Below are 22940 nucleotides of genomic sequence, written 5' to 3'. Positions count from 1 at the left end.
GGCCTCCGGATCGACCGCTCGGGTACGCGGAGCGGCCACCCGAGTGCCGTACACTCGCGGAGGTTCCGCTCGATGTCGCGCCGGCGAAGGCGGCGGCGCGGGCGGACGTCGCTGTCACGACGTCGGCCGGCGCCCGGGCGGGCGCACCGTAGGTCAGCGGCGGATCCCCCGCCAACAGCGAACATGGCGATCGGGGAAGGATCGGATGAGAACGCCGGACGTCAGCGTCGTCGTCGCTGTCTACAACACCATGCCGTACCTGACGACGTGCCTGGATTCCCTGATCAACCAGACGATCGGCCGGGACCGGCTGGAGATCGTCGCGGTCGACGACGGCTCGACCGACGGCAGCGGGGAAGAGCTGGACCGGTACGCCGAACGCTACCCCGACACGGTCCGCGTGCTCCACCAACCGAACTCGGGCGGCCCGGCGGCGCCCAGCAACCGGGCGCTGGACCACGCTCGCGGGCGGTACGTGTTCTTCATCGGCTCCGACGACCACCTCGGCCCCGAGGCCCTCGAGCGGATGGTGGACGCCGCCGACCGGTGGGGTTCCGACGTCGTGCTCGGGCGGATGGTGGGCACCAACAAGCGCTACGTCCACCAGGCCATCTACGCGGAGACGCGGGAGCAGGTGGACCTGTTCGACAGCCCGCTGCCCTGGTCCCTGTCGAACACGAAGCTGTTCCGGCGGGACCTCATCGAGCGGCACGGCCTGCGCTACCGCACCGACATGCCCATGGGCAGCGACCAGCCGTTCACGCTGGAGGCCTGCTTCCGGGCCGGGAAGATCTCGGTCCTGGCCGACTACGAGTACTACTACGCGGTCAAACGCGACAACGCGCAGAACATCACCTACGCGAGCCGATTCGAGGAGCGGCTGCGCTGCGCCGAGGAACTGGTCGGCTTCGTGGCCGGCCTCATCGAGCCGGGGCCCCGCCGGGACGCCGTCCTGCTGCGCCACTTCAGCTGGGAGGTGGCCAAGCTCCTGCGCACGGAGTTCCTGGAGCTCGGGGCCGACGCCCAGCAGCAGGCCCACGACCGCGTCCGCAAGCTCGCCGGGGCGTACCTGACCGACGGCATCCTGGCCCGGATGGCGCCCGACCTGCGGCTGCGGCTGGCCGTGGCCCGCGACGCCGAACTCGACCGCTTGCGCGAGCTGGTCCGGCAGCAGGCCGACCGGAACCCGCCCGACGTCACGGTCGAGGGCGACCGCTGGTACGCGCACTACGTCGGCTTCCGCGACCCGTCGCTCGGCTACCCCGACGAGTGGTACGACGTGACCGACCGGGCCGCCCGGATGCTCGCCACCATGACCGCGACCGGGCTCGCGTGGGGGCGGGACGCCGCGGGCGGCCGTTCGCTCGTCGTCACCGCCCAGAGCCACTGGGCGGAGCTGGCGGGTCTCGCCACGGAGTCGGTCCGGATCACCCTCGGGGAGCTGGCCGGTGTGACGTCGCTCACCGCGGGCGGTCCCGGTACCGTCGTAAGGACGGACTTCGCGATGGACCGGTTGCTCGCCGGCGTCGCGGCGAACGGGGAGCGCCGGGTCGTGCGCGCCGAGGTGGACGCCCTGGGCGGGACGGGCTCCGCGCCGCTGCGGACGGAGCGCCCGCTCGCCGCGTCCCGGGTGCTGGCCCGGCACGGTGTCCGGTTGCACCTCGTCACGCCCACCACCAACCACAAGGGCCAGGTGATCGTCGCGATCACGCCGGTGACTCCCCGCCGGTTCCTTGCCCGCCTGCGCCGAATCTGGCCCTCTGGAGGAAAGTAGTTCCATGAACATCTGCGTCGTCGCGCTCGGAAAGATCGGCCTGCCGCTCGCCGTGCAGTTCGCCTCGAAGGGGCACCGGGTGATCGGTGCCGACGTCTCCGAGCGGGTCGTCCAGCTGGTCAACGACGGTGCCGCGCCGTTCCCCGGCGAGGCCGACCTGGACGTCAAGCTGAAGGAGGCGGTGGCCGCCGGGCTGCTGTCCGCCACCACCGACACCGCCGCCGCGGTGGCCGAGTCCGAGGCGGTCGTCGTGGTCGTGCCGCTCTTCGTGGACGCCGAGGGCGTGCCGGACTTCGGCTGGATGGATGACGCGACCCGGGCCATCGCCCGCGGGCTCAAGCCCGGCACGCTGGTGAGCTACGAGACCACGCTGCCGGTCGGCACCACCCGCAACCGGTGGGCGCCCATGCTGGAGGAGGGCTCGGGCCTGACCGCGGGCCGGGACTTCCACCTGGTCTTCAGCCCGGAGCGGGTGCTCACCGGCCGGGTCTTCGCGGACCTGCGCCGCTACCCGAAGCTGGTCGGCGGCATCGACGAGGCGTCGGCGGAGCACGGCGTGCGGTTCTACGAGGCGGTGCTCGACTTCGACGAGCGGCCCGACCTGAACCGCCCGAACGGCGTGTGGGACCTGGGTTCGGCCGAGGCGTCGGAGCTGGCCAAGCTCGCCGAGACGACCTACCGGGACGTGAACATCGGTCTCGCGAACCAGTTCGCCCGGTTCGCCGACACCGTGGGCGTGGACGTCACGAAGGTCATCGAGGCGTGCAACACCCAGCCGTACAGCCACATCCACCAGCCCGGCATCGCCGTCGGCGGGCACTGCATCCCGATCTACCCGCGGATGTACCTGTGGAACGACCCGGCGGCCACCGTCGTCCGCTCCGCCCGCGAGGCCAACGCTGCCATGCCGGAGTACGCGGTCGACCTGCTCGCCGCCGCGTACGGCGACCTCACCGGGGTGGGTGTGCTGGTGCTCGGCGCCGCCTACCGCGGGGGCGTCAAGGAGACCGCCTTCTCCGGCGTCTTCCCGACCGTCGAGGCGCTGCGGAAGCGGGGCGCCGTCCCGTACGTCTCCGACCCGATGTACACCAACGAGGAACTGGCCGCGCACGGCCTGCCCGGGTACGACGGGGAGCCGGTCGGCGCCGCGGTCATCCAGGCCGACCACGCCGAGTACCGCAGCCTCAGCCCGGCCGACCTGCCCGGCGTGACCGTCCTCGTCGACGGCCGGCGGGTGACCGACCCGGACCGGTGGGCCGGTGTCCGTCGCGTGGTGATCGGCGGCTGAACCGACCGCGCCGTCCCGGGCCCCGGCCGTCGTACGGCCGGGGCCCGCTGCGTCGCGCGACCGGCGGCGCACCGGTGGTGACGGTGGACACCGGGCGGCAACCCGCCGGACACCCCGGCAATACTTGTGTCACTTGCCCCGTTTAAGGTCGCACCGGCCCGTATCGGAGCTCATCTCACCGTGAGCGGACAGGGGAGTGTGTCGTTGTTCAGCAGAGTACGGAGCCAGCAGGGCGTCGCCGCCGTCGGCGCGACGCTACTGGGCTACGGGGTCATGGTCCTGGCCGGCGTCGCCGGCTGGGTGATCCCGTTCGCGGTCGCCGCACTGGTCGTGTTGGCCGGTGAACTCGCCCTGGCCACCCGGTTCGCCGAGACAGGCGTGCTGCTGGAGAAGGCCGCTCTCGGGCCGGTGTGGCGCTGGCTCGTCCGCGACCTCGCCGTCGTACTGCTGATAGTCAGCGCCGTGCGTCCCGGCGTGGCCGGTACGGTCGGCGCGCTGCTGCTGCCGGCCGCCCTCTGGACCGTGGCCGTCGGCACCACCGCCCTGCACCGGATCGTCGAGGGTCGCGCCGCCACGCCGGCGTTCACCCGCAACATCGACCTCGGCGCGGTACGCCGCGTGCCGGTCCCGCCCGGCTGGGCCGACCGTCTCGCCGGTGCGCAGATGCCGTTGCTCAACTTCCTGCTCCTGCCGGCGGCCGTGGTGGCCGCGCTGGTCGACCGGGTCTCGCCCGTCGTGGTGACCGGTCTGGTGACGCTGGCCGCCGGGCTCGTGACGGCGGCCGTGCTGACGCTCACCTTCCTGCGCGGGCGCGGCCGGACGCCGGGGGTGCTGCCCGCCGTGGAGGCGTGGATGACCCGGGAGCGGCCGGAGGTGGCGCTCTACTTCGCGGGCCCGGCCAAGGACGTCTACCAGGCGAACATGTGGCTGGCCCCGGTGGAGGCGGCCGGTCGCCGCGCCGTGGTGCTGCTGCGCAACGAGGAGGCGTTCCGCGCGCTGGCCGACACCCGCCTGCCGGTGATCTGCGTGCCTGCCGGGGTCGACTTCATGAACCTCGACTTCAGCTCCCTCCGGGTGGCCCTCTACGCCGCGAACGTGGGCGCCAACATCCACCTGCTGCGGGAGCCCGGTGTCACGCACGTCTTCGTGGGGCACGGCGACAGCGACAAGCAGGCCAGCGTCAACCCCTACAGCAAGGTGTACGACGAGGTGTGGGTGGCCGGCCCCGCGGGCCGGGAGCGGTACGCGCGAGCCGACGTGGGCGTGCTCGACCAGGACATCGTCGAGGTCGGCCGGCCGCAGTTGGCCGGGGTGCACACCTTCGGCTCCGGCGCGACCGACCGCCCGTTCACCGTCCTGTACGCCCCGACCTGGGAGGGTTGGCTGGACGACGACCCGTACCACACCTCGCTCGTGGCGATGGGCGAGCGGATCGTGTCCGGCCTGCTTGGCGCGGGCGTCCGGGTGATCTACAAGCCGCACCCGCTGACCGGCACCCGGTGGAACAAGGCGAAGGCCGCCCACGACCGCATCGTCGCCCTGATCCGCGGCGCCGGCGGCGTGGTGGACGCGACGTCCCTGGACGGCGGCGCCCACCTGGTCGTGACCGGCCGCGTTCCGGCCCTGTTCGACTGCTTCAACGTCACCGACCTGCTCGTCAGCGACGTGTCCAGCGTGGTCTCTGACTTCGTGCAGAGCCAGCGGCCGTACGTCGTGGCCAACCCGGCGGGCCTGCCCGAGGACGAGTTCCGGCGCTCGTTCCCGACGGCGCGTGCCGCGTACCTGCTCTCGGCCGACTGCGGCGAGCTGTCGAAGATCCTCGACGTGACCCGGGCCGGCGACGACCCGATGACCGAGGCGCGGCGCGAGCTGAAGGCGTACCTGCTCGGCCCCGACGAGCCGAACCCGATGGAGCGCTTCCGCGCGGAGATCGACCGACTCTGCGCCTGACGGTCGGGCCGCGGCCGGCGACGACCGTTTCGGCGGCCGACCTCGGGCGGACGGCGGCGCAGCGCGAGCGGCGGCCGGCGGGCGGATCTCCGCTCACCGGCCGCCGCCGGCGTTCAGTCCCGTCGCGGCGGGTTCGCCACGTCCCGCGAGATGACCTCGCCCTTCTCGTCGACCCAGCCCTTCGGCCGGGCCGGGTTGCCGGCCACCAGCTGGTACGGCGCCACGTCCCGGGTCACCACCGAACCGGCCGCGATCATGGCGTATTCCCCGACCTCGATCCCGCAGACCAGGGTGGCGTTCGCGCCGATCGAGGCGCCGCGCCGCACCACGGTCGGCGTGATCGTCCAGTCGGGGTTCTGCGCCCGCGGTCGGAAGTCGTTGGTGAAGACGGCGCTGGGGCCCACGAACACCTCGTCCTCCAGGGTCACGCCCTGGTAGACCGAGACGTTGTTCTGGATCTTGACGCGGTCGCCGACGGTCACGTTGGCGTCGACGTACACGTTGCGCCCGATGACGCAGCCGGCGCCCACCCGCGCCGACGACCGGACGTGGGCCAGGTGCCAGACCTTGGTGCCCTCACCGACCTGGGCACCCTCCTCGACGTCCGCCGTGGGGTGAACGAAGACGCTGGGGGACGGGGAAGTGTTGTCAGTCATCCTCAACTCGCATCGATCGCAGGGCGCGGGCTCGGCGTAGCATAGCGAGCCCTCAACCGAGCAGCGCCGCCACCGCGTCGGGGGCGGGCACGTCCGCGGGCAGCGCCTGCGCCACCACCACGGCGGCCACCGGCAGCGGGCCGTATAGGTGGGGGAAGAGCGCGCCGCCGCGCGAGGGCTCCCAGCGCAGCCGGTCACCGAGGCGGGCCGGATCCACGGTGAGCAGGGTGAGCCCGGTGGCCCCGGCGAAGTGCCGGCGGGCCGTCTCCACCACCTGGTCGGCGGCGGAGAAGTGGATGAACCCGTCCTGGTGGTCCACCGCCGTGCCGGTGAACTGCCCGGCGGCCCGGGCGTCGTCCCACTCGGTCGTCGGCAGCAGTTTGTAGATCACCTGTGCAGCGTACGCGCGCCGGCCCCCGCCGGTCCCCGCGAGCGCGTCACCCGTGCGGGTGCCCCGCGGTTTCGCCGGTACCGGCCCGGTCCCGCGTCCCGGGCCGGCATGCTCGGAGGGTGGAGCCGTCGCGGAGGGATGGGCGATGCGGGACTACGACGACGACTGGACCGACAGCCAGCGGGCGCTGTACGACGAGTGCTACCAGGCCGGCGGCGAGTGGGCCGAGGATCCCGACACCCCCTCCGACGACGTGCAGTACGTGATCAACCTGGCCGAGGCGGACGACGACACGCGCGGCGACGCGGAGCTGGACTACCCGCCCCTGCTCGACGCGGTCACCCAGGCCACCGGGGAGAACGTCACGAGTGTCCCGGCCAGCCACCACGACCCGGGCTTCCGCGGCTTCGTCGACGGGGTGCGCGACGCCGTCTCGGACGACGTCTTCGGCCTCTGACCCCGGCCGAGGCGCCGCCCGCCCCGCCGGAGGGGGCCGCGCGGTCCAGGTGGGCTGCCGGGTCGGCTCTCCCGCCCGCGACCGGCGTCTGCCACGATTCCCCCGGACGATCGTTCGAGGGATGGGGGGCACCGGTGCGCATCCTGCTGGTCGAGGACGACCGTCGGGTGGCCGCCGCCCTGTCGTCCGCGCTCACCCGACGCGGATACGAGGTCGAGCACGCGGCCACGGTCGCCGCCGCGCTCTCCGCCGCGCCGTGCGACCTGGTGCTGCTAGATCTCACCCTGCCCGACGGCGACGGCACCGACCTGTGCCGGGAGCTGCGCCGGCGCAGCAGCCAGCTGGGGATCATCGCGGTCACCGCCCGGGGTGAGGAGCGCGACCGGGTGCTCGGGCTGCGGCTCGGCGCCGACGACTACGTGGTGAAGCCGTTCTCGATGGTGGAGCTGCAGGCCCGGATCGAGGCGGTGCTGCGCCGCACGGCGCAGGCGGTGCCCGAGCGGAACCTCATCGAGGCCGGCGCCGTCCGCATCGACGTGGCGGCACGCACCGTGACCGTCGACGGCCGGGAGGTGACGCTCACCCGCAAGGAGTTCGACGTCCTGCTCTCGCTGGCCCGCCAGCCCGGCGTGGCGGTGCCCCGCGATCGCATCCTGCTCGACGCCTGGGGCACCACCTGGACGGACCGGCACACCGTCGAGGTGCACGTGGGGTCGCTGCGCGGCAAGCTCGGCGACGCGCGGCTCGTCGAGACGGTACGCGGGATCGGCTACCGCCTGCGGTGCGAGTGAGGTGCGTGGGTGCGTCGTCGGCTGGTGATCAGCTACCTGCTGCTGATGGTGCTGGTCCTCATCGCCCTGGAGACCCCGCTGGCCATCACCCTGGCCACCCGGGAGACCGACCGGGTACGCGCCGACCGGCTCGCCGACGCCACCCGGTTCGCGTCCCTGGCGGGGCCCGCGCTCCGCGGCGGCAGCACCGGCCCGCTGGAGAGTGAGCTGCGCAGCTACGACGAGCTGTACCGCATCGGGGCGGCCGTGGTGGACCGCGACCGCGGGGACGTGGTGGCCTCGGCGAGCTGGCGGCCCGCCGCCGGCACCGCCACGGCGTTGGAGGCCGCCCTCGCCGGGCAGCAGGTCAGCGGCCCGGAGTCGGTCTGGCCCTGGGTGGACGGGCCGGTGGTGGTCGCCGTACCGATCAACGACGGCGGCGAGGTGCTCGGGGCCGTCGTCACGGTCAGCCCCGTGGCCTCGGTGCGCCGCGCCGTCACCGCGTGGTGGCTGCTGCTCGCCGGCATCGGCCTGCTCGCCGTACTGGCCTGCGTCCTCACCGCGTTCGGGCTGGCCGGCTGGGTGCTGCGCCCCGTCTTCGAGCTGGACGCGGTCACCCACGAGATCACCGAGGGGGACCGGAGCGCCCGGGTGCAGCACCATCTCGGCCCGCCGGAGCTGCGCCGGCTGGTGGCGAGCTTCAACACGATGGCCGACGCGGTGTCGGACGTGATGGACCGCCAGCGCGCCTTCGTGGCCCACGCCAGTCACCAGTTGCGCAACCCGCTGACCGCCCTGCGGCTGCGGGTGGAGGAGCTGGGGCCGAGCCTCACCGACCCGGAGGGGCGTGCCGAGCACCGGTTGGCGCTGGAGGAGACCGACCGGCTGGCGTTGCTGCTCGACGCGCTGCTCACGCTCGCCCGCGCCGAGCGCCAGGAGAACGAGCGGGTCGTCGTCGACGCGGCGGAGGTGGCCGCCTCCCGGGTGGCTGCCTGGCAGCCGCTGGCCCGGCACCGGTCGATCACGCTCGGTCTGGTGGCGCCCGGCGGGCCGGCGTACGCCCGGACGGTGCCGACCGCCGTGGACCAGGCCCTCGACGCCCTCATCGACAACGCCGTGAAGTTCAGCGGGGCCGGCGGTGAGGTGACGGTGACCGTGGCGGTCCGCGACGGGGGAGTGGCGCTGGAGGTGCGGGACACCGGTCCGGGGATGACGGAGAGCCAGCTCGGTCAGGCCACCGAGCGGTTCTGGCGGGCGCCGGACGTGCAGAACATGGACGGCGCGGGGCTGGGCCTGACCATCGTCGCCGTGCTGGTCGACGCGTCCGACGGGCGGCTCACCATGCGGACCGGCGAGCCGCGGGGTCTGGTCGCCGGCCTCTGGTTCCCGGGCCCCGAGGGCGGGCCACCGGAGGGCGCCGCGGCGGACGCGGCGCCGCAGGGGCTGCCCGCCGCCGCGGGCTGACGCTCCCGCGGCGGGGCGGGACGGCCACGCCGGTCAGGGTTTCGCGGAGCGGTACCAGGCCACCGCGCCCGGGTGCAGCGGCAGCGGCGAGGTGTTGATCGCCGACCGGGGGCTCATCCGTCCGGCCGCCGGGTGCGCCGCGGCCAGTTCGGACCGGCGTTCCATGAGCAGCCGGGTCACGTTCCGTACCAGCGGCTCCGGCAGGTCCGCGCGGACGACGAGGAAGTTCGGGTCGGCGACCGTGGTGACCGGGTCCACCCCGTACACCGACCGTGGGATGTCCCGGGAGACGTAGACCTCCCCGTAGCGTTCCCGCAGCGGCTCGATCAGGTCGCCGAGGTCGAGGACCCGGGTGGGGCTGCCGCTGGCGAGGTCGGCGATGGCCCGCACCGGCAGCCCGCCGGAGAAGAAGAAGGCGTCGATCCGCCCGGACCGCAGCGCGGCCACCGACTCGTCGAGGTTGAGCCGGGCCCGTTGCACCCCGTCGCCGCCCAACCCGGCCACGTCGAGCAGGCGGTTGGCGGTGATCTCCGTACCGGAGCCGGCCGCACCGACCGACACCCGCCGGCCCCGCAGGTCGGCCACCGTGCGGACCGGCCCGCCGCCGGACGCGACCAGGTGCAGCTGGTCGTCGTACACGCGGGCGATCGCGGCCACCCGGGGATCCGGGCCCGGGTCCGTCGGCAGGATGTCGGCCTGGGTGAAGCCGAGCTCGGCCTCGCCGGAGGCGACGAGCCGGACGTTCTCCGCCGAGGCGGCGGTGACCACCACGCTCGCCCGCACGCCGGGCAGCTCGCGGTTCAGGATGGCGGCCAGCGACTCCCCGAACGCGTGGTAGACGGCCGTCGGGCTGCCGGTCGCGATCCGGATCGTCACCGGTTCGCCGGGCGTGTCGCGGCAACCGGCGAGGCCGACGGTCGCGGTCAGCAGCAGCGCCAGCAGCGCGGCGGCGCGCCCGGGCCAGGTACGAGTCACGGGCAGCACTCTGCGCCCGGGATTCCCATCGCGCAAGCCCGCGGCCACCGCCCGACGGCGATGCCGCCCGTTCGGACCAGGTGCGCCGCGCCGGTCGTCAGGCCGAATCGGCCGCAGGGGCGGGGGCGGGGGTGAGCGTGGTGTGCCGGAGGATGCGGCGGCGGTCCTCCCCGTCGGCCACGCAGACCAGGAAGCAGCCGGTGCCCGGCCGCAGCTCGGCCGTGACGCCCAGCAGGGAGGCGCCGCGGATCAGCACCGCGGCGAGGTCGCGGTCGGTGAGCCGTACGCCGAGGATGTGCCGGCGGACGTGCCGCCCACCCGCGAGCAGCGCGGAACGCCACGCCGCCGCGGCCATCCGCGGCACCCAGACCCTGCGGGGGGTGGACGCCCCGGGCACCGGCGCGGACAGCAGCTCCCGGCGTCCCTGCCACCAACCGGCCTCGATGAGCCAGGCGTAGCGCTGCCGGTGCCCGGCCGGCACCCGGAGCCGGTGCAGTTCGTAGTGGCGGCGCAGGCCGCCGACGGCCATCTCGTACTCGACCGGGACGTCCAGCCGCTCCAGCAGCTGCCGCATCCGCTGCGCGGCGTCCTCGCGGTTGAACTCGACCACCGTCGCCGGGTGCGATCCCGCCGGCCGCGGCGCGCGCGAGCCGGCCGGCGTCGGCATGCACCGCAGCAGGCAGGCCGCCTCGAACGCGTCGGCGAGGGTCAGCCAGTCCAGCGGTGGCGGCGTCGACGGACGGGCGGGTCGGTCGAGCAGAGCGGGTTCGCGGGCCAACGGAGATACTCCCTTGCCGGTCGGGGTACTCCTACCGTGACCGGTGCGCCCCGGCACGCGGAACCGGTCGGGCCCAGCCTTGAGGAAATCTTGCGGCGGGTCCGACGGTGAGTCAGAGCTGCGTGACCACGACGTCGACCTGGCGTGGCCGTCCGGCCTGCGCCGGCTGCTCCTCCACCGTGTACGCGAGGTCGCGCAGCGCGGTGACCAGCTCGTCGACGGTCCGCGGGCGGGCGCCCGCGAGCAGCAGGTCGCGGACCAGCCGCCCCTTGGTCGCCTTGTTGAAGTGGCTGACCACGGACCGGACCGGCGCGCCGTCGACCTCGCGTTCGTGCAGCACGCGCACAGTCACCGTCCGGCCCGCCAGCTCACCACGGGGCGTCCAGGTGGCGGCGTACGCGCCGGAGCGCAGGTCGAGCACCGGCCGCTCGCCGGCCTCCGCGGCGAGGACCGGTCCCAGCACCCGCCGCCAGTACGCGCCCAGCGCCCCCGGGCCGGGCAGCTTCGCCCCGATGGGGCAGCGGTACGGCGGGATCCGGTCGGTGAGGCGTACGGCGCCCCACAGGCCGGAGCTGACGAGGATCGACCGGCGGGCGGCCCGCACCGCCGGCGGCGGGAGGGTGGCGAGGTCCAGCGCCTCGTAGAGCACGCCGGTGTAGACCCGGGCGGCCGGCGCGGTGGCGGCCAGGGGCAGGCGCGCGTTGCGCCGCAGCTCGTCGCGCTGGCCCTCGCTGAGCCCGAGCGCGGCCCGGGCCGCGGCCTCGTCCGGCCCGCCGCAGAGCGCGACCAGCGCGGCGAGCACCTCCTCGCGGGCCGGGTTCAGCGCCGGCAGCGAGAGGCGCGTCAGGTCCAGCCGCCGGCCGGTGCCGGCGTCGACCTTCCCCTCGGAGGGCGGCAGCAGGATGAGCACCGGGGGAATCTACCGCCAGGGCCGCACCGGCTCCTCCGGGTGGTAGACGCGGTAGTCCCCGACGTCGCGTACCGGGGTCGTCCCGAGGTGGTCACCGAGCAGCCACCGCAGCCGGTGCTCGGCCGCCGAACCGGCCTCCACCACGTAGCCGGGACGCGCGGCCCGGCCCACCTGGCGCCAGTACGGCAGGTACCGGTTCTGCCCCGGCATGAGGTTGCCGTCGACCACCCCGCAGACCACGTCCTCGGCCGTGTTGAAGATCAGCCGGTTGCACACCCAGTAGTCCGCGTACACCTCGCGGGGCCCGTCGGCGCGCAGCGCGCTCGCCAGCCGGCGTGCCTCGCGCTCCTCGATCCGGGAGGCCGGCACGCCGGTGGCGACGAAGAGCACGGTGATCGCGAGGCTGGCCGCGGCCAGCGCGGCCAGCAGCGCCGCGGCGGCCGCGCCGGCGATCCGGCCGAGCGCCCCCGCCGTGCCGCGCCAGCCCGCCACGGCCGCCAGCCAGAGCGGCCAGAGCGCCGCCGGCAGCGAGATCTGGAGCACCGACAGGTACCGCGCGTTGCCGAGCGGGTCGGTGGCGGCGAGCGGACTGCGGACGTACGACAGGAGGGTGAGCACCGCGCCGGCGACCAGCGCGAGGTGCGTGACCGGCCGGACCCGGTCCGCGGGCGGCCGGCCCGCGGTGCGACGGTACGCGACCAGCGCGAGCACCGCCGCGGCCACCAGCAGGAGCGGGTAGATCACCCCGAACGACCGTTGCCAGGTGGCGCAGCCGCCGATCGGGCAGAGGCCGCCGGCGAGCGGGATCCCCTCCAGCAGCCCGCCGTCCAGCCGCTGCGACCAGGGCGGCGCGGGACCCGCCCGCGTGCTGATCTCCCGGAACACCGACAGCGAGTCCTCGCCGGGCGGCGCCACGAGGTTGTCCCGGATCATGGGGGCGACCCCGACGGCGAAGCCGGCCAGCAGCAGCGCCCCGGCCCAGCCGAGCAGCTCTCTCCGGGCGGCGTAGACCAGGAGCAGCCCGGCCACCGCGAGGTACGGCACGATCAGCCAGTCCGACCAGAGCGCCAGCCCGGCGAGCAGCCCGAACAGCCCGACGGCCAGCCGGCGACGGCGGATCGTGCCGGCCGCCAGCCCCACGGCGATCAGCAGCATCAGCAGCACCGCCGGTTTGACCTCGGGCCGGCCGCCGACCACGGTGAGCTGGTCCCGGACCACCCGCTCCGGCCCGAGCGCCAGCAGACCCACCACGAGGGTGGCGAACCAGGGCGAGCCGATCCGGCGGCTGAGCCGGTGGATCAGGTAGAGGAAGACCGCGTAGAGGACGAGCATCGGCAGCCGCAGCACCGGCCAGCTCGGCCCGGCCAGCGCGACGAGCGGCGCGGCCAGGTACGACTCGAGCGTGCCCATGTAGCGCTGCCCGTAGAGGAACACCGGATGGTGCCGGCCCTGCGCGATGTGCAGGGAGACCAGCCCGAACGTCGCCTCGTCGCTGTTCGACACGGGCACCGTGAGCAGCGTGAGGACCAGCCGGTACGCGATCCCGACCAGCCCGAGCAGCAGCGCGACCAGCGCCGGCCGGTCGAGCCGTGGGCGCCACCGCCCACGCTGCTGCACTGGTGTCGACACGGCCACGCCCCCGTCGTCGTCCCGACCGGAGTGTTTCACGAGCCCGGGGGCGGGTGGGGGTGGTTCGCGCCAGACCGGGCGGGCGGAGATCGTCTCGCGTGGCCGAGTCCGCGCCGGTGTGGCAGGGTGGCAGCGTGCCACCGACACCCGCCGGCCAGCTGGCCGTCCCGCGCCTGCACCGGGCGGCGCGGATCGAGGATGCCGTGCACCAGTTCGTGGAGCGTCGCCTGCGGCGGACGGGCTGGCGGACCAACATCGTCGCCTACACGGGCTACGGCGCCCCGGGCTGGGTGCGGGTGCTGTGCCGGGTGCTGCTCGGCCGCCCGGACACCCGCCAGCGGGCCCGGCTGGAGAAGGTGCGCGGCTGGCGCAGCTTCACCACCCTTCCCGCCAAGCACGTGGCGGTGACCGTCGAGGCGGGCGGGGTGCGGCACGAGGCCCGCACCGACCGCAGCGGGTTCGTCGACACGCTGGTCGAGGCGGACCTGCCGCCGGGCTGGGGCGCGGTGCGGCTGAGCATGCCGGACGCCGAGCCGGTCGAGGCGCCCGTCCGCATCCTCGACCCGGCCGTCCGGTTCGGCATCCTCTCCGACATCGACGACACGGTGATGGTGACGGCGCTGCCCCGGCCCCTGCTCGCCGCCTGGAACACGTTCGTCCTCGACGAGCACGCCCGCGCGGCGGTGCCCGGCATGGCGGTCCTCTACGAGCGGCTGGTCACCGCGCACCCGGGTGCGCCCGTCTTCTACCTGTCCACCGGCGCGTGGAACGTCGCGCCGACGCTGACCCGGTTCCTGTCCCGGCACCTCTACCCGGCCGGTCCGCTGCTGCTCACCGACTGGGGGCCGACGGCGGACCGTTGGTTCCGCAGCGGGCGGGAGCACAAGCGGGCCACGCTGGCCCGGCTGGCCCGGGAGTTCCCCGGCGTGCGGTGGCTGCTCGTCGGCGACGACGGCCAGCACGACCAGGAGATCTACCGCGAGTTCGCCGCGGCGCACCCCGAGAACGTGGCCGGCGTGGCGATCCGCCGCCTGTCGCCCACCCAGGCGGTGCTCGCCGGCGGCCTGCCGGCCCCACCGGGGCGCTCGGTGGAGGGGCCGGTGGGGCAGAAGTGGTTCTCTGCGCCGGACGGCGCCGGCCTGTGGAAGCTGCTCCGCGAGGCGGACCTGGTCTGACGTACGGGCGTGATCCGGCGGTCAGGTGCTTGTCCCAGAGCATCGTTCCCGGCTCGGATCACCCGCGCGGGGCCTGGTCGTCCCGGCGCAGCCAGAGGACGCCGAGCGGGGGCACCTGGAGGGCGGCGGACGCCGGCAGGCCGTGCCACGGCACGTCCTCGGCGCGCACCTCGCCCAGGTTGCCGACCCCGGAGCCGCCGTAGACGCCGGCGTCGGTGTTGAGCACCTCGCGCCACGTTCCGGCGGCCGGCAGGCCGACCCGGTAGTCGTGCAGCGGCACGGCGGAGAAGTTGGCCACGCAGACCAGCACCGAGCCGTCCGGGGCGATCCGGATGAACGAGACGGTGTTGTTGGCGACGTCGTCGCCGGCGATCCAGCGGAAGCCGGCCGGGTCGGTGTCCTGCGCCCACAGCGCCGGGGTGTCCCGGTAGACGCGGTTCAGGTCGCCGACGAGGCGCTGCACGCCGGCCCGCGCCGGGTCGTGCAGCAGGTACCAGTCGAGGCCGCGCTCCTCGCTCCACTCCCGGTCGTCGCCCAGCTCGCCGCCCATGAAGAGCAACTGCTTGCCCGGGTGGGCCCACATGTACGCGAGCAGCGCGCGGACGTTCGCGAGCTTCTGCCACGTGTCGCCGGGCATCTTGCCAACGAGCGAGCCCTTGCCGTGCACCACCTCGTCGTGGCTGATCGGCAGCACGTAGTTCTCGCTCCAGGCGTACGCGAGGGAGAAGGTGAGCTGGTGGTGATGGTGCTGCCGGTAGATCGGGTCCTTCGACGTGTAGAGCAGGGTGTCGTGCATCCAGCCCATGTTCCACTTGAACCCGAAGCCGAGCCCGCCGGCGGAGGTCGGGCGGGTCACCCCCGGCCAGGCCGTCGACTCCTCGGCGACCATCACGACGCCCGGGTGGTGCTTGTAGACGGTGGCGTTGACCTCCTGGAGGAACGCGATGGCCTCCAGGTTCTCCCGGCCGCCGTACTGGTTGGGCGCCCACTGCCCCTCGGCCCGGGAGTAGTCCAGGTAGAGCATCGAGGCCACCGCGTCGACGCGCAGGCCGTCGACGTGGAACTCCTCCAGCCAGTAGAGCGCGTTCGCCACGAGGAAGTTGCGCACCTCGCGGCGGCCGAAGTCGAAGACGTACGTGCCCCAGTCGGGGTGCTCGCCGCGACGCGGGTCGGGGTGCTCGTAGAGCGGCGTGCCGTCGAAACGGGCGAGGGCCCACTCGTCGCGGGGGAAGTGCGCCGGCACCCAGTCGAGGAGCACGCCGATCCCGGCCTGGTGCAGCCGGTCCACCAGGTGCCGGAAGTCGTCGGGGTCGCCGAAGCGGGAGGTGGGGGCGTAGTAGCCGGTGACCTGGTAGCCCCACGAGCCGCCGAACGGGTGCTCCATCACCGGCAGGAACTCCACGTGGGTGAAGCCCAGCCCGGTGACGTACGCGGTCAGCTCCTCGGCCAGCTCCCGGTAGCCGAGCCCGGGCCGCCACGAGCCGAGGTGCACCTCGTACACGCTCATCGGCTCCTGGTGCGCCTGCCGCCTCGCCCGCCGCTCCAGCCAGGCCGCGTCGCCCCAGTCGTACGTCGACCGGTGCACCACCGACGCGGTGGCCGGCGGCACCTCGGCGTACGCGGCGAGCGGGTCCGCCTTGTCCCGCCAGTTGCCGTCCGCGCCGAGGATCCGGTACTTGTACCGCGCGCCGGCCGGCACACCCGGCACGAAGACCTCCCACACGCCGCTGGAACCGAGCGAGCGCATCGGCCAGCCGTCGTCCGGCGCCCAGCCGGTGAAGTCGCCCACCACCCGGACGCCGCGCGCGTTCGGCGCCCACACGGCGAACGCCACGCCCTCGTCGAAGACCCGGGCGCCGAGCGCCTCCCAGAGCCGCTCGTGCCGCCCCTCGCCGATCAGGTGCAGGTCCAGCTCCCCGATGGTGGGCGGGTAGCGGTACGGGTCGTCGTGGACGGTGCCGTCGACCTCCACCCGGTAGTCGAGCACGGTGCCCGGCACGCTCGTCTCGAAGATCCCGGCGTCGTGCACCCGTTTCATCGGGTGCCGGTCGCCGTCGACCAGCACGGCGACGTCGCCGGCGCCCCGGCGCAGCGTACGGATGGTGGTGCGGCCCCGCGCGGGGTGCGCGCCGAGCACGGCGTGCGGGTCGTGGGCGTGGCCGGCGATCAGCTCGTCCATTCCAGGTCGTCCTTCTGGGCGGGAGTGGTCGGTGCGGTGCCGCCGGAGAGGTCGTCGGGGACGGCCTCGGTGGTGAGCGCGGCCGGGCCGGTCGGGGTGGCGGCCGGGGTGTCCGGCGGGACGGGGCGGCGCACGGTGAGCACGTGCGCGGGCTGCAGGTACGGGTCGAGCCGGACGGCGTTGCGCTGCCCCCAGTCGTAGGTGGCGCCGGTCAGCTCGTCGTGGACGGTGAACCGGTCGTGCCAGTCGAACCCGAGCGCCGGCATGTCCAGCGTCGTGTTGCCCCACTGCACCTCGCGCGGGTCGAACGAGCAGATGACGATGACCGTGTTGCCGGTGTCGGGGTCGCGTTTGGACCAGCACAGCAGCGCCGGGTTGTCGATGTCGTGGAAGCGCAGGTTGCGCAGCCGGCGCAGGGCGGGGTTCTCCCGGCGTACCCGGTTCAGGGTGGCGATGAAGGGGGCCAGCGAGCGGCCCTGGGCCTCTGCGCCGGCCCAGTCGCGCGGACGCAGCTCGTACTTCTCGTTGTCCAGGTACTCCTCGGCCCCCGGGCGGGCCACGTGCTCGAACAGCTCGTAGCCGGCGTACATGCCCCAGGAGGGGGAGAGGAGCGCGGCGAGCACCGCGCGGATCTTGAACATGGGCGGCCCGCCGTGCTGCAACGTCTCGTGCAGGATGTCCGGCGTGTTCGGCCAGAAGTTCGGCCGCATGTAGTCGGCCGCCGCGACCAGCTCCTCGCAGTACTCCCGCATCTCGGCGGCCGTCGTGCGCCAGGTGAAGTACGTGTACGACTGGGTGAACCCGATCTTCCCGAGGCCGTGCATGATCGCCGGCCGGGTGAACGCCTCGGCGAGGAACAGCACGTCCGGTTCGACGCGCTTGACCTCCCAGATCAACCAGTGCCAGAAGTCGAACGGCTTGGTGTGCGGGTTGTCCACCCGGAAGATCCGGATGCCCTGGGCGACCCAGTGCCGCACCACCCGCAGGATCTCGGCGCGGATCCCCTCCGGGTCGTTGTCGAAGTTCAGCGGGTAGATGTCCTGGTACTTCTTCGGCGGGTTCTCCGCGTACGCGATGGTGCCGTCGGCGCGGGTGGTGAACCACTCCGGGTGCTCGGTGACCCAGGGGTGGTCCGGCGCGCACTGCAACGCCAGGTCCATGGCCACCTCCAGGCCCTGCTCGGCGGCGGCGGCGACGAAGTCCCGGAAGTCCTCCGCCGTACCCAGGTCGGGGTGGATGGCGTCGTGGCCGCCCTCCGCGGCGCCGATCGCCCACGGCGAGCCCACGTCGTCCGGCCCGGCGGTGAGCGCGTTGTTGCGGCCCTTGCGGTTGACCCGGCCGATCGGGTGGATGGGCGGCAGGTAGAGCACGTCGAAGCCCATGGCGGCGACGCCGGGGAGGCGTTCCGTCGCGGTGGCGAACGTGCCGGACTGGGCGGGGGAGTCGACGGTGGCCGGGATCGCGCCCTCCGAGCGCGGGAAGAACTCGTACCAGGCGGAGAAGAGGGCCCGCTCGCGGTCCACCCAGAGCCGGTACTCGTCGCCGACGGTGACCAGCTCCCGCACCGGGTACGCCCAGAGCAGGTCCGCCAGGTCCAGCGCCGGCGCGACCCGCTGCGACAGCTCGCGGTCCGGGTCGCGCAGCGCCGCGGCGGCCCGGACCACCCGTTCCCGCTCGCCGGCGGGGACCCCGTCGGCCGCGGCGTCCAGCACGCGGGCCCCCTCGGCGAGGTCGTTGGCCAGCTCCGCCGGGCCCTGCCCGGCGGCGACCTTCTTGGTCACCGCGTTCTGCCAGGTGAGGTACGGGTCGGCGAACGCCTCGACGTGGAAGGTCCAGGTGCCCACCGCGTCCGGCCGGATGGTCGCGTGCCACCGGTCCTGGCCGGGCTCACCGGGCCGCATGCGGGTGAAGGGCCTCGTGGCGCCGTCCGGGCCGCGCCAGACCACGTTGCAGCCCAGCGCGTCGTGCCCCTCGCGGTAGGCGCGGGCCGCCACCGGCACCAGTTCGCCGACCACCGCCTTGGCCGGATAGCGACCGCACGAGACGACGGGGGAGACGTCTTCGATGGGGAACCGTCCAGTCACCCCGCCAACCTACTGCCCGAGATCGCTTCGCGCTCGGCTCAGTCGTCTGATCAGCCGTTCGCTGCGGCAGCGGCGCCGCCGCCTGACACGATCCCACGCGGCCGTGTGTGGCTACCGGTTGCTCACCCGCGGCGGCTCCCGCTACCGCACGTACTTCCCCGGCTGACGCCGATCACGCCGGAGAGCTGAGGCCGGTCAGCCGGCCGCGCCCACCGACCGGTAGACCTCCAGCGTCCGCGCCGCGATCGCGTCCCACGAGAAGTGCTCGACGGCCCGCTGCCGGCCCGCCCGGCCGAACTTCGCGATGCGATCCGGGTCGGCCAGCAGCTCGTTCATGCGCGCCGCCAGGTCGGCCACGAAGCGCCCCGGGTCCAGCGGCCGGCCCGACCCGTCGGCGGCCTGCTCGATGGGGACCAGCAACCCCGTCTCGCCGTCGGCCACCACCTCGGGGATCCCGCCGGTGGCCGTGGCGACCACGGCCGTCTCGCACGCCATCGCCTCCAGGTTCACGATGCCCATCGGCTCGTAGACCGACGGGCAGACGAACAGCGTGGCGTGCGTCAGGACCTGGATCACCTCGTGCTTGGGCAGCATCTCGGCCACCCACACCACCCCGGAGCGGTTCGCGCGCAGCTCGGCGACCAGCCCCTCGACCTCGGCGGCGATCTCGGCGGTGTCCGGCGCGCCGGCGAGCAGCACGAGCTGGGTGTCGGCGGGCAGCTCCCGCGCCGCCCGCAGCAGGTACGGCAGCCCCTTCTGTCGGGTGATCCGGCCGACGTAGACCACGCTGGGCAGCGCCGGGTCGACACCGAGCCGGTCGAGCACGTCCGTGCCCGGATCCGGGGCGTACTGCTTCGTGTCGATGCCGTTGTAGACCACCCGCACGCGGTCCGGGTCGACGTCCGGGTACGCGGTCAACACGTCGCGCCGCATCCCCTCGCTGACCGCGATGACCGCGTCGGCCGCCTCCACGGCGACCCGCTCGCACCAGGAGGAGAGCGCGTAGCCGCCGCCGAGCTGCTCGGCCTTCCACGGCCGCAGCGGCTCCAGGCTGTGCGCGGTCACCACGTGCGGAACCCCGTGCAGCAGCTTCGCCGTGTGCCCGGCCAGGTTCGCGTACCAGGTGTGGCTGTGCACCACGTCCGTGCCGGCGCAGCCCGCCGCCATCTCCAGGTCGACGCCCATCGTGCGCAGCGCGGCGTTCGCCCCGGCCAGGCCCGGCGGCTCGGCGTACGCGGTGACGCCCGGCTCGGTGCGCGGCAGGCCGAAGCAGTGCACCCGGACGTCGGCGAGGTGACGCAGCTCCCGGGCCAGGTACTCGACGTGCACGCCCGCGCCACCGTAGACCTCCGGCGGGTACTCGCGGGTCAGCAGATCGACGCGCAGGGACTGTCCGGCCGGGGTGGAGTCGGTCATCCTCGCACCCTAGTGCAGAAGTCGGGCCGTACGAGTGGTGAAGTCGTACGCGGCTGGTTAGCGTCTGACCATGGCTGCCAAGGTGCTCGCGATCGTCCTGGCCGGCGGAGAGGGCAAGCGCCTGATGCCGCTGACCGCGGACCGGGCCAAGCCGGCCGTCCCGTTCGGCGGGATGTACCGCATGGTCGATTTCGTCCTCTCCAACCTGGCCAACGCCGGCTACCTCAAGATCGTGGTGCTGACCCAGTACAAGTCCCACTCGCTGGACCGGCACATCACCAAGACCTGGCGGATGTCCACGCTGCTCGGCAACTACGTCACCCCGGTCCCGGCGCAGCAGCGTCGCGGCCCGTGGTGGTTCGCCGGCTCGGCCGACGCCATCTACCAGAGCTTCAACCTGATCAACGACGAGCAACCCGACTACGTGATCGTCTTCGGCGCGGACCACATCTACCGGATGGACCCGCGGCAGATGGTGGAGGAGCACATCGCCTCCGGCGCCGGCGTGACGGTCGCCGGGATCCGGCAGCCGCTGTCGACGGCCGACCAGTTCGGTGTGATCGAGGTGGGCGAGGACGGCCGGCGGATCCGGGCGTTCCGCGAGAAGCCCACCGACGCGGTGGGGCTGCCCGACGCCCCCGACCAGATCTACGCCTCCATGGGCAACTACGTCTTCACCACCAAGGCGCTGTGCGAGGCCGTGGAGCGCGACGCGGAGGACAAGTCCAGCAAGCACGACATGGGCGGCAGCATCATCCCGATGCTGGTCGAGCGCGGCGACGCCAACGTCTACGACTTCAAGGACAACGAGGTGCCCGGCAGCACCGACCGCGACCGCGGCTACTGGCGCGACGTGGGGACGCTCGACTCGTTCTACGACGCGCACATGGACCTCATCAACGTGCACCCGGTGTTCAACCTCTACAACTTCGAGTGGCCGATCTACACCGAGCAGCCGCCGTACCCGCCGGCGAAGTTCGTGCACCAGTGGGGCGAGCGGGTCGGCCGGGCGGTCGGCTCGATGGTGTCGCCCGGCGCGGTGATCTCCGGCTCGCTCGTCGAGAACTCGGTCGTCTCGCCCAAGGTCAAGGTGCACTCGTGGGCGCACGTCGACGGGGCGGTGCTCATGGAGGGGGTGGAGATCGGCCGGCACGCGGTGGTCCGCCGGGCGATCCTCGACAAGAACGTGTACGTCCCCGAGGGCGCCGAGATCGGAGTCGACCTGGAGAAGGACCGGCAGCGCTATGTTGTCTCCGACAATGGGGTAGTGGTGATCGGCAAGGGCCAGCGCGTCGAGCCGTGACGTCGGTCGCCGTACGCATGACCCCGCGCGCCGCCGGGAAGGAAGCGGCGTCCGCCCGTCCGCGAGGAGGTTGCCGCAGTGACCCACCCCCGTGCCGGAAAGCCGGCCGAGCCCGCCGACCTGGTCGACGTGCCCCGGCTGGTGACCGCCTACTACGCCGAGCACCCCGATCCCGCGGATCCGGCGCAGCAGGTCTCCTTCGGCACCTCCGGCCACCGGGGGTCGAGTCTGCGCCGCGCGTTCAACTCCGACCACATCGTGGCAGTCACCCAGGCGCTCTGTGACTACCGCCGGGAGCACGGGATCGACGGCCCGCTCTTCCTGGGCCGGGACACGCACGCCCTGTCCACGCCGGCCGCCGTCGACGCGCTCGAGGTGCTCGCCGCCAACGACGTGACCGTGCTCGTGGACAGCCGGGACGGCTACACGCCCACGCCGGCGGTCTCGCACGCCATCCTCACCCACAACCGGGGCCGCACCAGCGGCCTCGCCGACGGCATCGTGATCACCCCGTCGCACAACCCGCCCGACGACGGCGGGTTCAAGTACAACCCGACCCACGGCGGCCCGGCCGACACCGACGTCACCCGGTGGATCCAGGACCGGGCCAACGCGATCCTCGCCGGCGGGCTCACCGAGGTCCGGCACGTCCCGTACGCGCGGGCCCGCGCCGCCGACACCACCGGGACGTACGACTTCCTCGGCCGCTACGTCGACGACCTGCCGGCGGCGATCGACGTCGACGCGATCCGCGCCGCCGGGGTGCGCATCGGGGCCGACCCGCTCGGCGGGGCGAGCGTCGCCTACTGGGGCGAGATCGCCGAGCGGCACCGCCTCGACCTCACGGTGATCAACCCGACCGTCGACCCGACGTGGCGGTTCATGACCCTCGACGGCGACGGCAAGATCCGGATGGACTGCTCCTCGCCGAACGCCATGGCGTCGCTCATCGCCGCCCGGGCCGACTACCAGGTCTCCACCGGCAACGACGCCGACGCCGACCGGCACGGCATCGTGACGCCCGACGGCGGGCTCATGAACCCCAACCACTACCTGGCCGTGGCGATCGGTCACCTGTTCCGCACCCGCTCCCAGTGGGGCCCGGCCGCGGCGGTCGGCAAGACCCTCGTCTCCTCGTCGATGATCGACCGGGTCGCCGCCGACCTCGGCCGCCCGCTGCTGGAGGTGCCGGTCGGCTTCAAGTGGTTCGTGCCGGGGCTGCTCGACGGCGCGGTGGGCTTCGGCGGCGAGGAGAGCGCCGGCGCGTCGTTCCTGCGCCGTGACGGGCGCACGTGGACCACCGACAAGGACGGCATCCTGCTCTGCCTGCTCGCCTCGGAGATCATCGCGACGACGGGCCGGACCCCGAGCGAGCACTGGACGGAGCTGGCCGAGCGCTTCGGCGCCCCCGCGTACGCCCGCATCGACGCGCCCGCGACACGCGAGGAGAAGGCCGTGCTCGGCAGGCTCTCGCCGGAGCAGGTGACCGCCACCGAGCTGGCCGGAGAGCCGATCGTCGCGACACTGACCACGGCACCCGGTAACGGCGCGGCGATCGGCGGCCTCAAGGTCGTCACCAAGTCCGGCTGGTTCGCGGCCCGCCCGTCGGGGACCGAGGACGTCTACAAGATCTACGCCGAGTCGTTCCAGGGGCCCGAGCACCTGGCCCGGATCCAGGAGGAGGCCAAGGCGCTGGTCGACGGGGTGCTGGCCGGCGGCTGACGCGGGCGTCACCGGCGGG

At 73.7% G+C, this 22940-nt stretch carries 18 protein-coding genes; 9 read left to right on the top strand and 9 right to left on the bottom strand.

Going from position 1 to position 22940, the window contains the following annotated elements:
• Nucleotides 1–205: 205 nt before the first annotated feature.
• The 3 genes from OG994_RS14540 (at nucleotide 206) to OG994_RS14530 (ending at nucleotide 5012) form a co-directional block, all read left to right on the top strand.
• Complete coding sequence (locus tag OG994_RS14540) at nucleotides 206–1774, top strand: glycosyltransferase family 2 protein (RefSeq protein ID WP_328853549.1); 1569 nt, start codon at nucleotides 206–208, stop codon at nucleotides 1772–1774.
• 4 nt (nucleotides 1775–1778) lie between these two features.
• Nucleotides 1779–3062, top strand: coding sequence for a nucleotide sugar dehydrogenase (locus OG994_RS14535; protein ID WP_328853548.1), 1284 nt, complete (start codon nucleotides 1779–1781; stop codon nucleotides 3060–3062).
• Between the two features lie 204 nt (nucleotides 3063–3266).
• Nucleotides 3267–5012 carry a CDP-glycerol glycerophosphotransferase family protein gene (locus OG994_RS14530; RefSeq protein ID WP_328853547.1) on the top strand — a complete coding sequence of 582 codons (1746 nt, stop codon included), beginning with the start codon at nucleotides 3267–3269 and terminating at the stop codon, nucleotides 5010–5012.
• A gap of 113 nt (nucleotides 5013–5125) precedes the next feature.
• On the opposite strand, the gene OG994_RS14525 is transcribed toward OG994_RS14530, so the two are convergent.
• Both OG994_RS14525 and OG994_RS14520 read right to left on the bottom strand, forming a co-directional pair.
• On the bottom strand, nucleotides 5126–5668 hold the full coding sequence (locus OG994_RS14525) for an acyltransferase (protein WP_328853546.1): 543 nt from the start codon (nucleotides 5666–5668) through the stop codon (nucleotides 5126–5128).
• A 52-nt stretch (nucleotides 5669–5720) separates the two neighbouring features.
• A complete protein-coding gene (locus OG994_RS14520) occupies nucleotides 5721–6059 on the bottom strand; it encodes a DUF952 domain-containing protein (protein ID WP_328853545.1) in 339 nt (112 codons plus the stop codon).
• Nucleotides 6060–6204: 145 nt separating this feature from the next.
• On the opposite strand from OG994_RS14520, the gene OG994_RS14515 reads away from it, so the two are divergent.
• From OG994_RS14515 to OG994_RS14505, 3 genes are all read left to right on the top strand, one after another.
• Nucleotides 6205–6516: a hypothetical protein gene (locus tag OG994_RS14515; protein WP_120328855.1), complete on the top strand. Its 312-nt coding sequence runs from the start codon at nucleotides 6205–6207 to the stop codon at nucleotides 6514–6516.
• A gap of 134 nt (nucleotides 6517–6650) precedes the next feature.
• The gene (locus tag OG994_RS14510) at nucleotides 6651–7307 is read left to right on the top strand and encodes a response regulator transcription factor (RefSeq protein WP_120328854.1); all 657 of its coding nucleotides are present in this window, start codon (nucleotides 6651–6653) and stop codon (nucleotides 7305–7307) included.
• Between the two features lie 9 nt (nucleotides 7308–7316).
• Entirely contained in the window at nucleotides 7317–8750 is a 1434-nt protein-coding gene (locus OG994_RS14505; RefSeq protein ID WP_120328853.1) for a sensor histidine kinase, read from the top strand.
• 33 nt (nucleotides 8751–8783) lie between these two features.
• Here the strand turns inward: OG994_RS14505 and OG994_RS14500 are convergent, their stop codons facing one another.
• From OG994_RS14500 to OG994_RS14485, 4 genes are all read right to left on the bottom strand, one after another.
• Nucleotides 8784–9734, bottom strand: coding sequence for a TAXI family TRAP transporter solute-binding subunit (locus OG994_RS14500; protein WP_396844583.1), 951 nt, complete (start codon nucleotides 9732–9734; stop codon nucleotides 8784–8786).
• Between the two features lie 88 nt (nucleotides 9735–9822).
• A complete protein-coding gene (locus OG994_RS14495; RefSeq protein ID WP_120328852.1) occupies nucleotides 9823–10503 on the bottom strand; it encodes a hypothetical protein in 681 nt (226 codons plus the stop codon).
• Between the two features lie 112 nt (nucleotides 10504–10615).
• The gene (gene yaaA / locus OG994_RS14490) at nucleotides 10616–11413 is read right to left on the bottom strand and encodes a peroxide stress protein YaaA (protein WP_120328851.1); all 798 of its coding nucleotides are present in this window, start codon (nucleotides 11411–11413) and stop codon (nucleotides 10616–10618) included.
• A 9-nt stretch (nucleotides 11414–11422) separates the two neighbouring features.
• Nucleotides 11423–13042: a hypothetical protein gene (locus OG994_RS14485; protein WP_328853543.1), complete on the bottom strand. Its 1620-nt coding sequence runs from the start codon at nucleotides 13040–13042 to the stop codon at nucleotides 11423–11425.
• Between the two features lie 134 nt (nucleotides 13043–13176).
• Here OG994_RS14485 and OG994_RS14480 point away from each other — a divergent pair, with 134 nt between their 5' ends.
• Entirely contained in the window at nucleotides 13177–14217 is a 1041-nt protein-coding gene (locus OG994_RS14480) for an App1 family protein (protein ID WP_120328908.1), read from the top strand.
• Nucleotides 14218–14275: 58 nt separating this feature from the next.
• On the opposite strand, the gene glgB is transcribed toward OG994_RS14480, so the two are convergent.
• The 3 genes from glgB to glgA all read right to left on the bottom strand — a co-directional run bounded on the left by glgB (nucleotide 14276) and on the right by glgA (nucleotide 19896).
• The gene (gene glgB / locus OG994_RS14475) at nucleotides 14276–16396 is read right to left on the bottom strand and encodes a 1,4-alpha-glucan branching protein GlgB (protein ID WP_328853542.1); all 2121 of its coding nucleotides are present in this window, start codon (nucleotides 16394–16396) and stop codon (nucleotides 14276–14278) included.
• Nucleotides 16384–18480 carry an alpha-1,4-glucan--maltose-1-phosphate maltosyltransferase gene (locus OG994_RS14470; RefSeq protein ID WP_328853541.1) on the bottom strand — a complete coding sequence of 699 codons (2097 nt, stop codon included), beginning with the start codon at nucleotides 18478–18480 and terminating at the stop codon, nucleotides 16384–16386. The genes glgB and OG994_RS14470 overlap by 13 nt, the downstream gene beginning before the upstream one ends.
• 195 nt (nucleotides 18481–18675) lie before the next feature.
• On the bottom strand, nucleotides 18676–19896 hold the full coding sequence (glgA, locus tag OG994_RS14465; RefSeq protein ID WP_120328847.1) for a glycogen synthase: 1221 nt from the start codon (nucleotides 19894–19896) through the stop codon (nucleotides 18676–18678).
• Between the two features lie 70 nt (nucleotides 19897–19966).
• Here glgA and glgC point away from each other — a divergent pair, with 70 nt between their 5' ends.
• On the top strand, nucleotides 19967–21199 hold the full coding sequence (glgC, locus tag OG994_RS14460; RefSeq protein ID WP_120328846.1) for a glucose-1-phosphate adenylyltransferase: 1233 nt from the start codon (nucleotides 19967–19969) through the stop codon (nucleotides 21197–21199).
• Between the two features lie 78 nt (nucleotides 21200–21277).
• A complete protein-coding gene (gene pgm / locus OG994_RS14455; protein WP_328853540.1) occupies nucleotides 21278–22921 on the top strand; it encodes a phosphoglucomutase (alpha-D-glucose-1,6-bisphosphate-dependent) in 1644 nt (547 codons plus the stop codon).
• Nucleotides 22922–22940: the final 19 nt, after the last annotated feature.

Source organism: Micromonospora globbae, from assembly GCF_036184225.1.
GTDB classification, from domain to species: Bacteria; Actinomycetota; Actinomycetes; order Mycobacteriales; family Micromonosporaceae; genus Micromonospora; species Micromonospora globbae.
The sequence above is the reverse complement of the archived record's forward strand: the minus strand, read 5'-3'. Positions and strand labels throughout refer to the sequence as shown.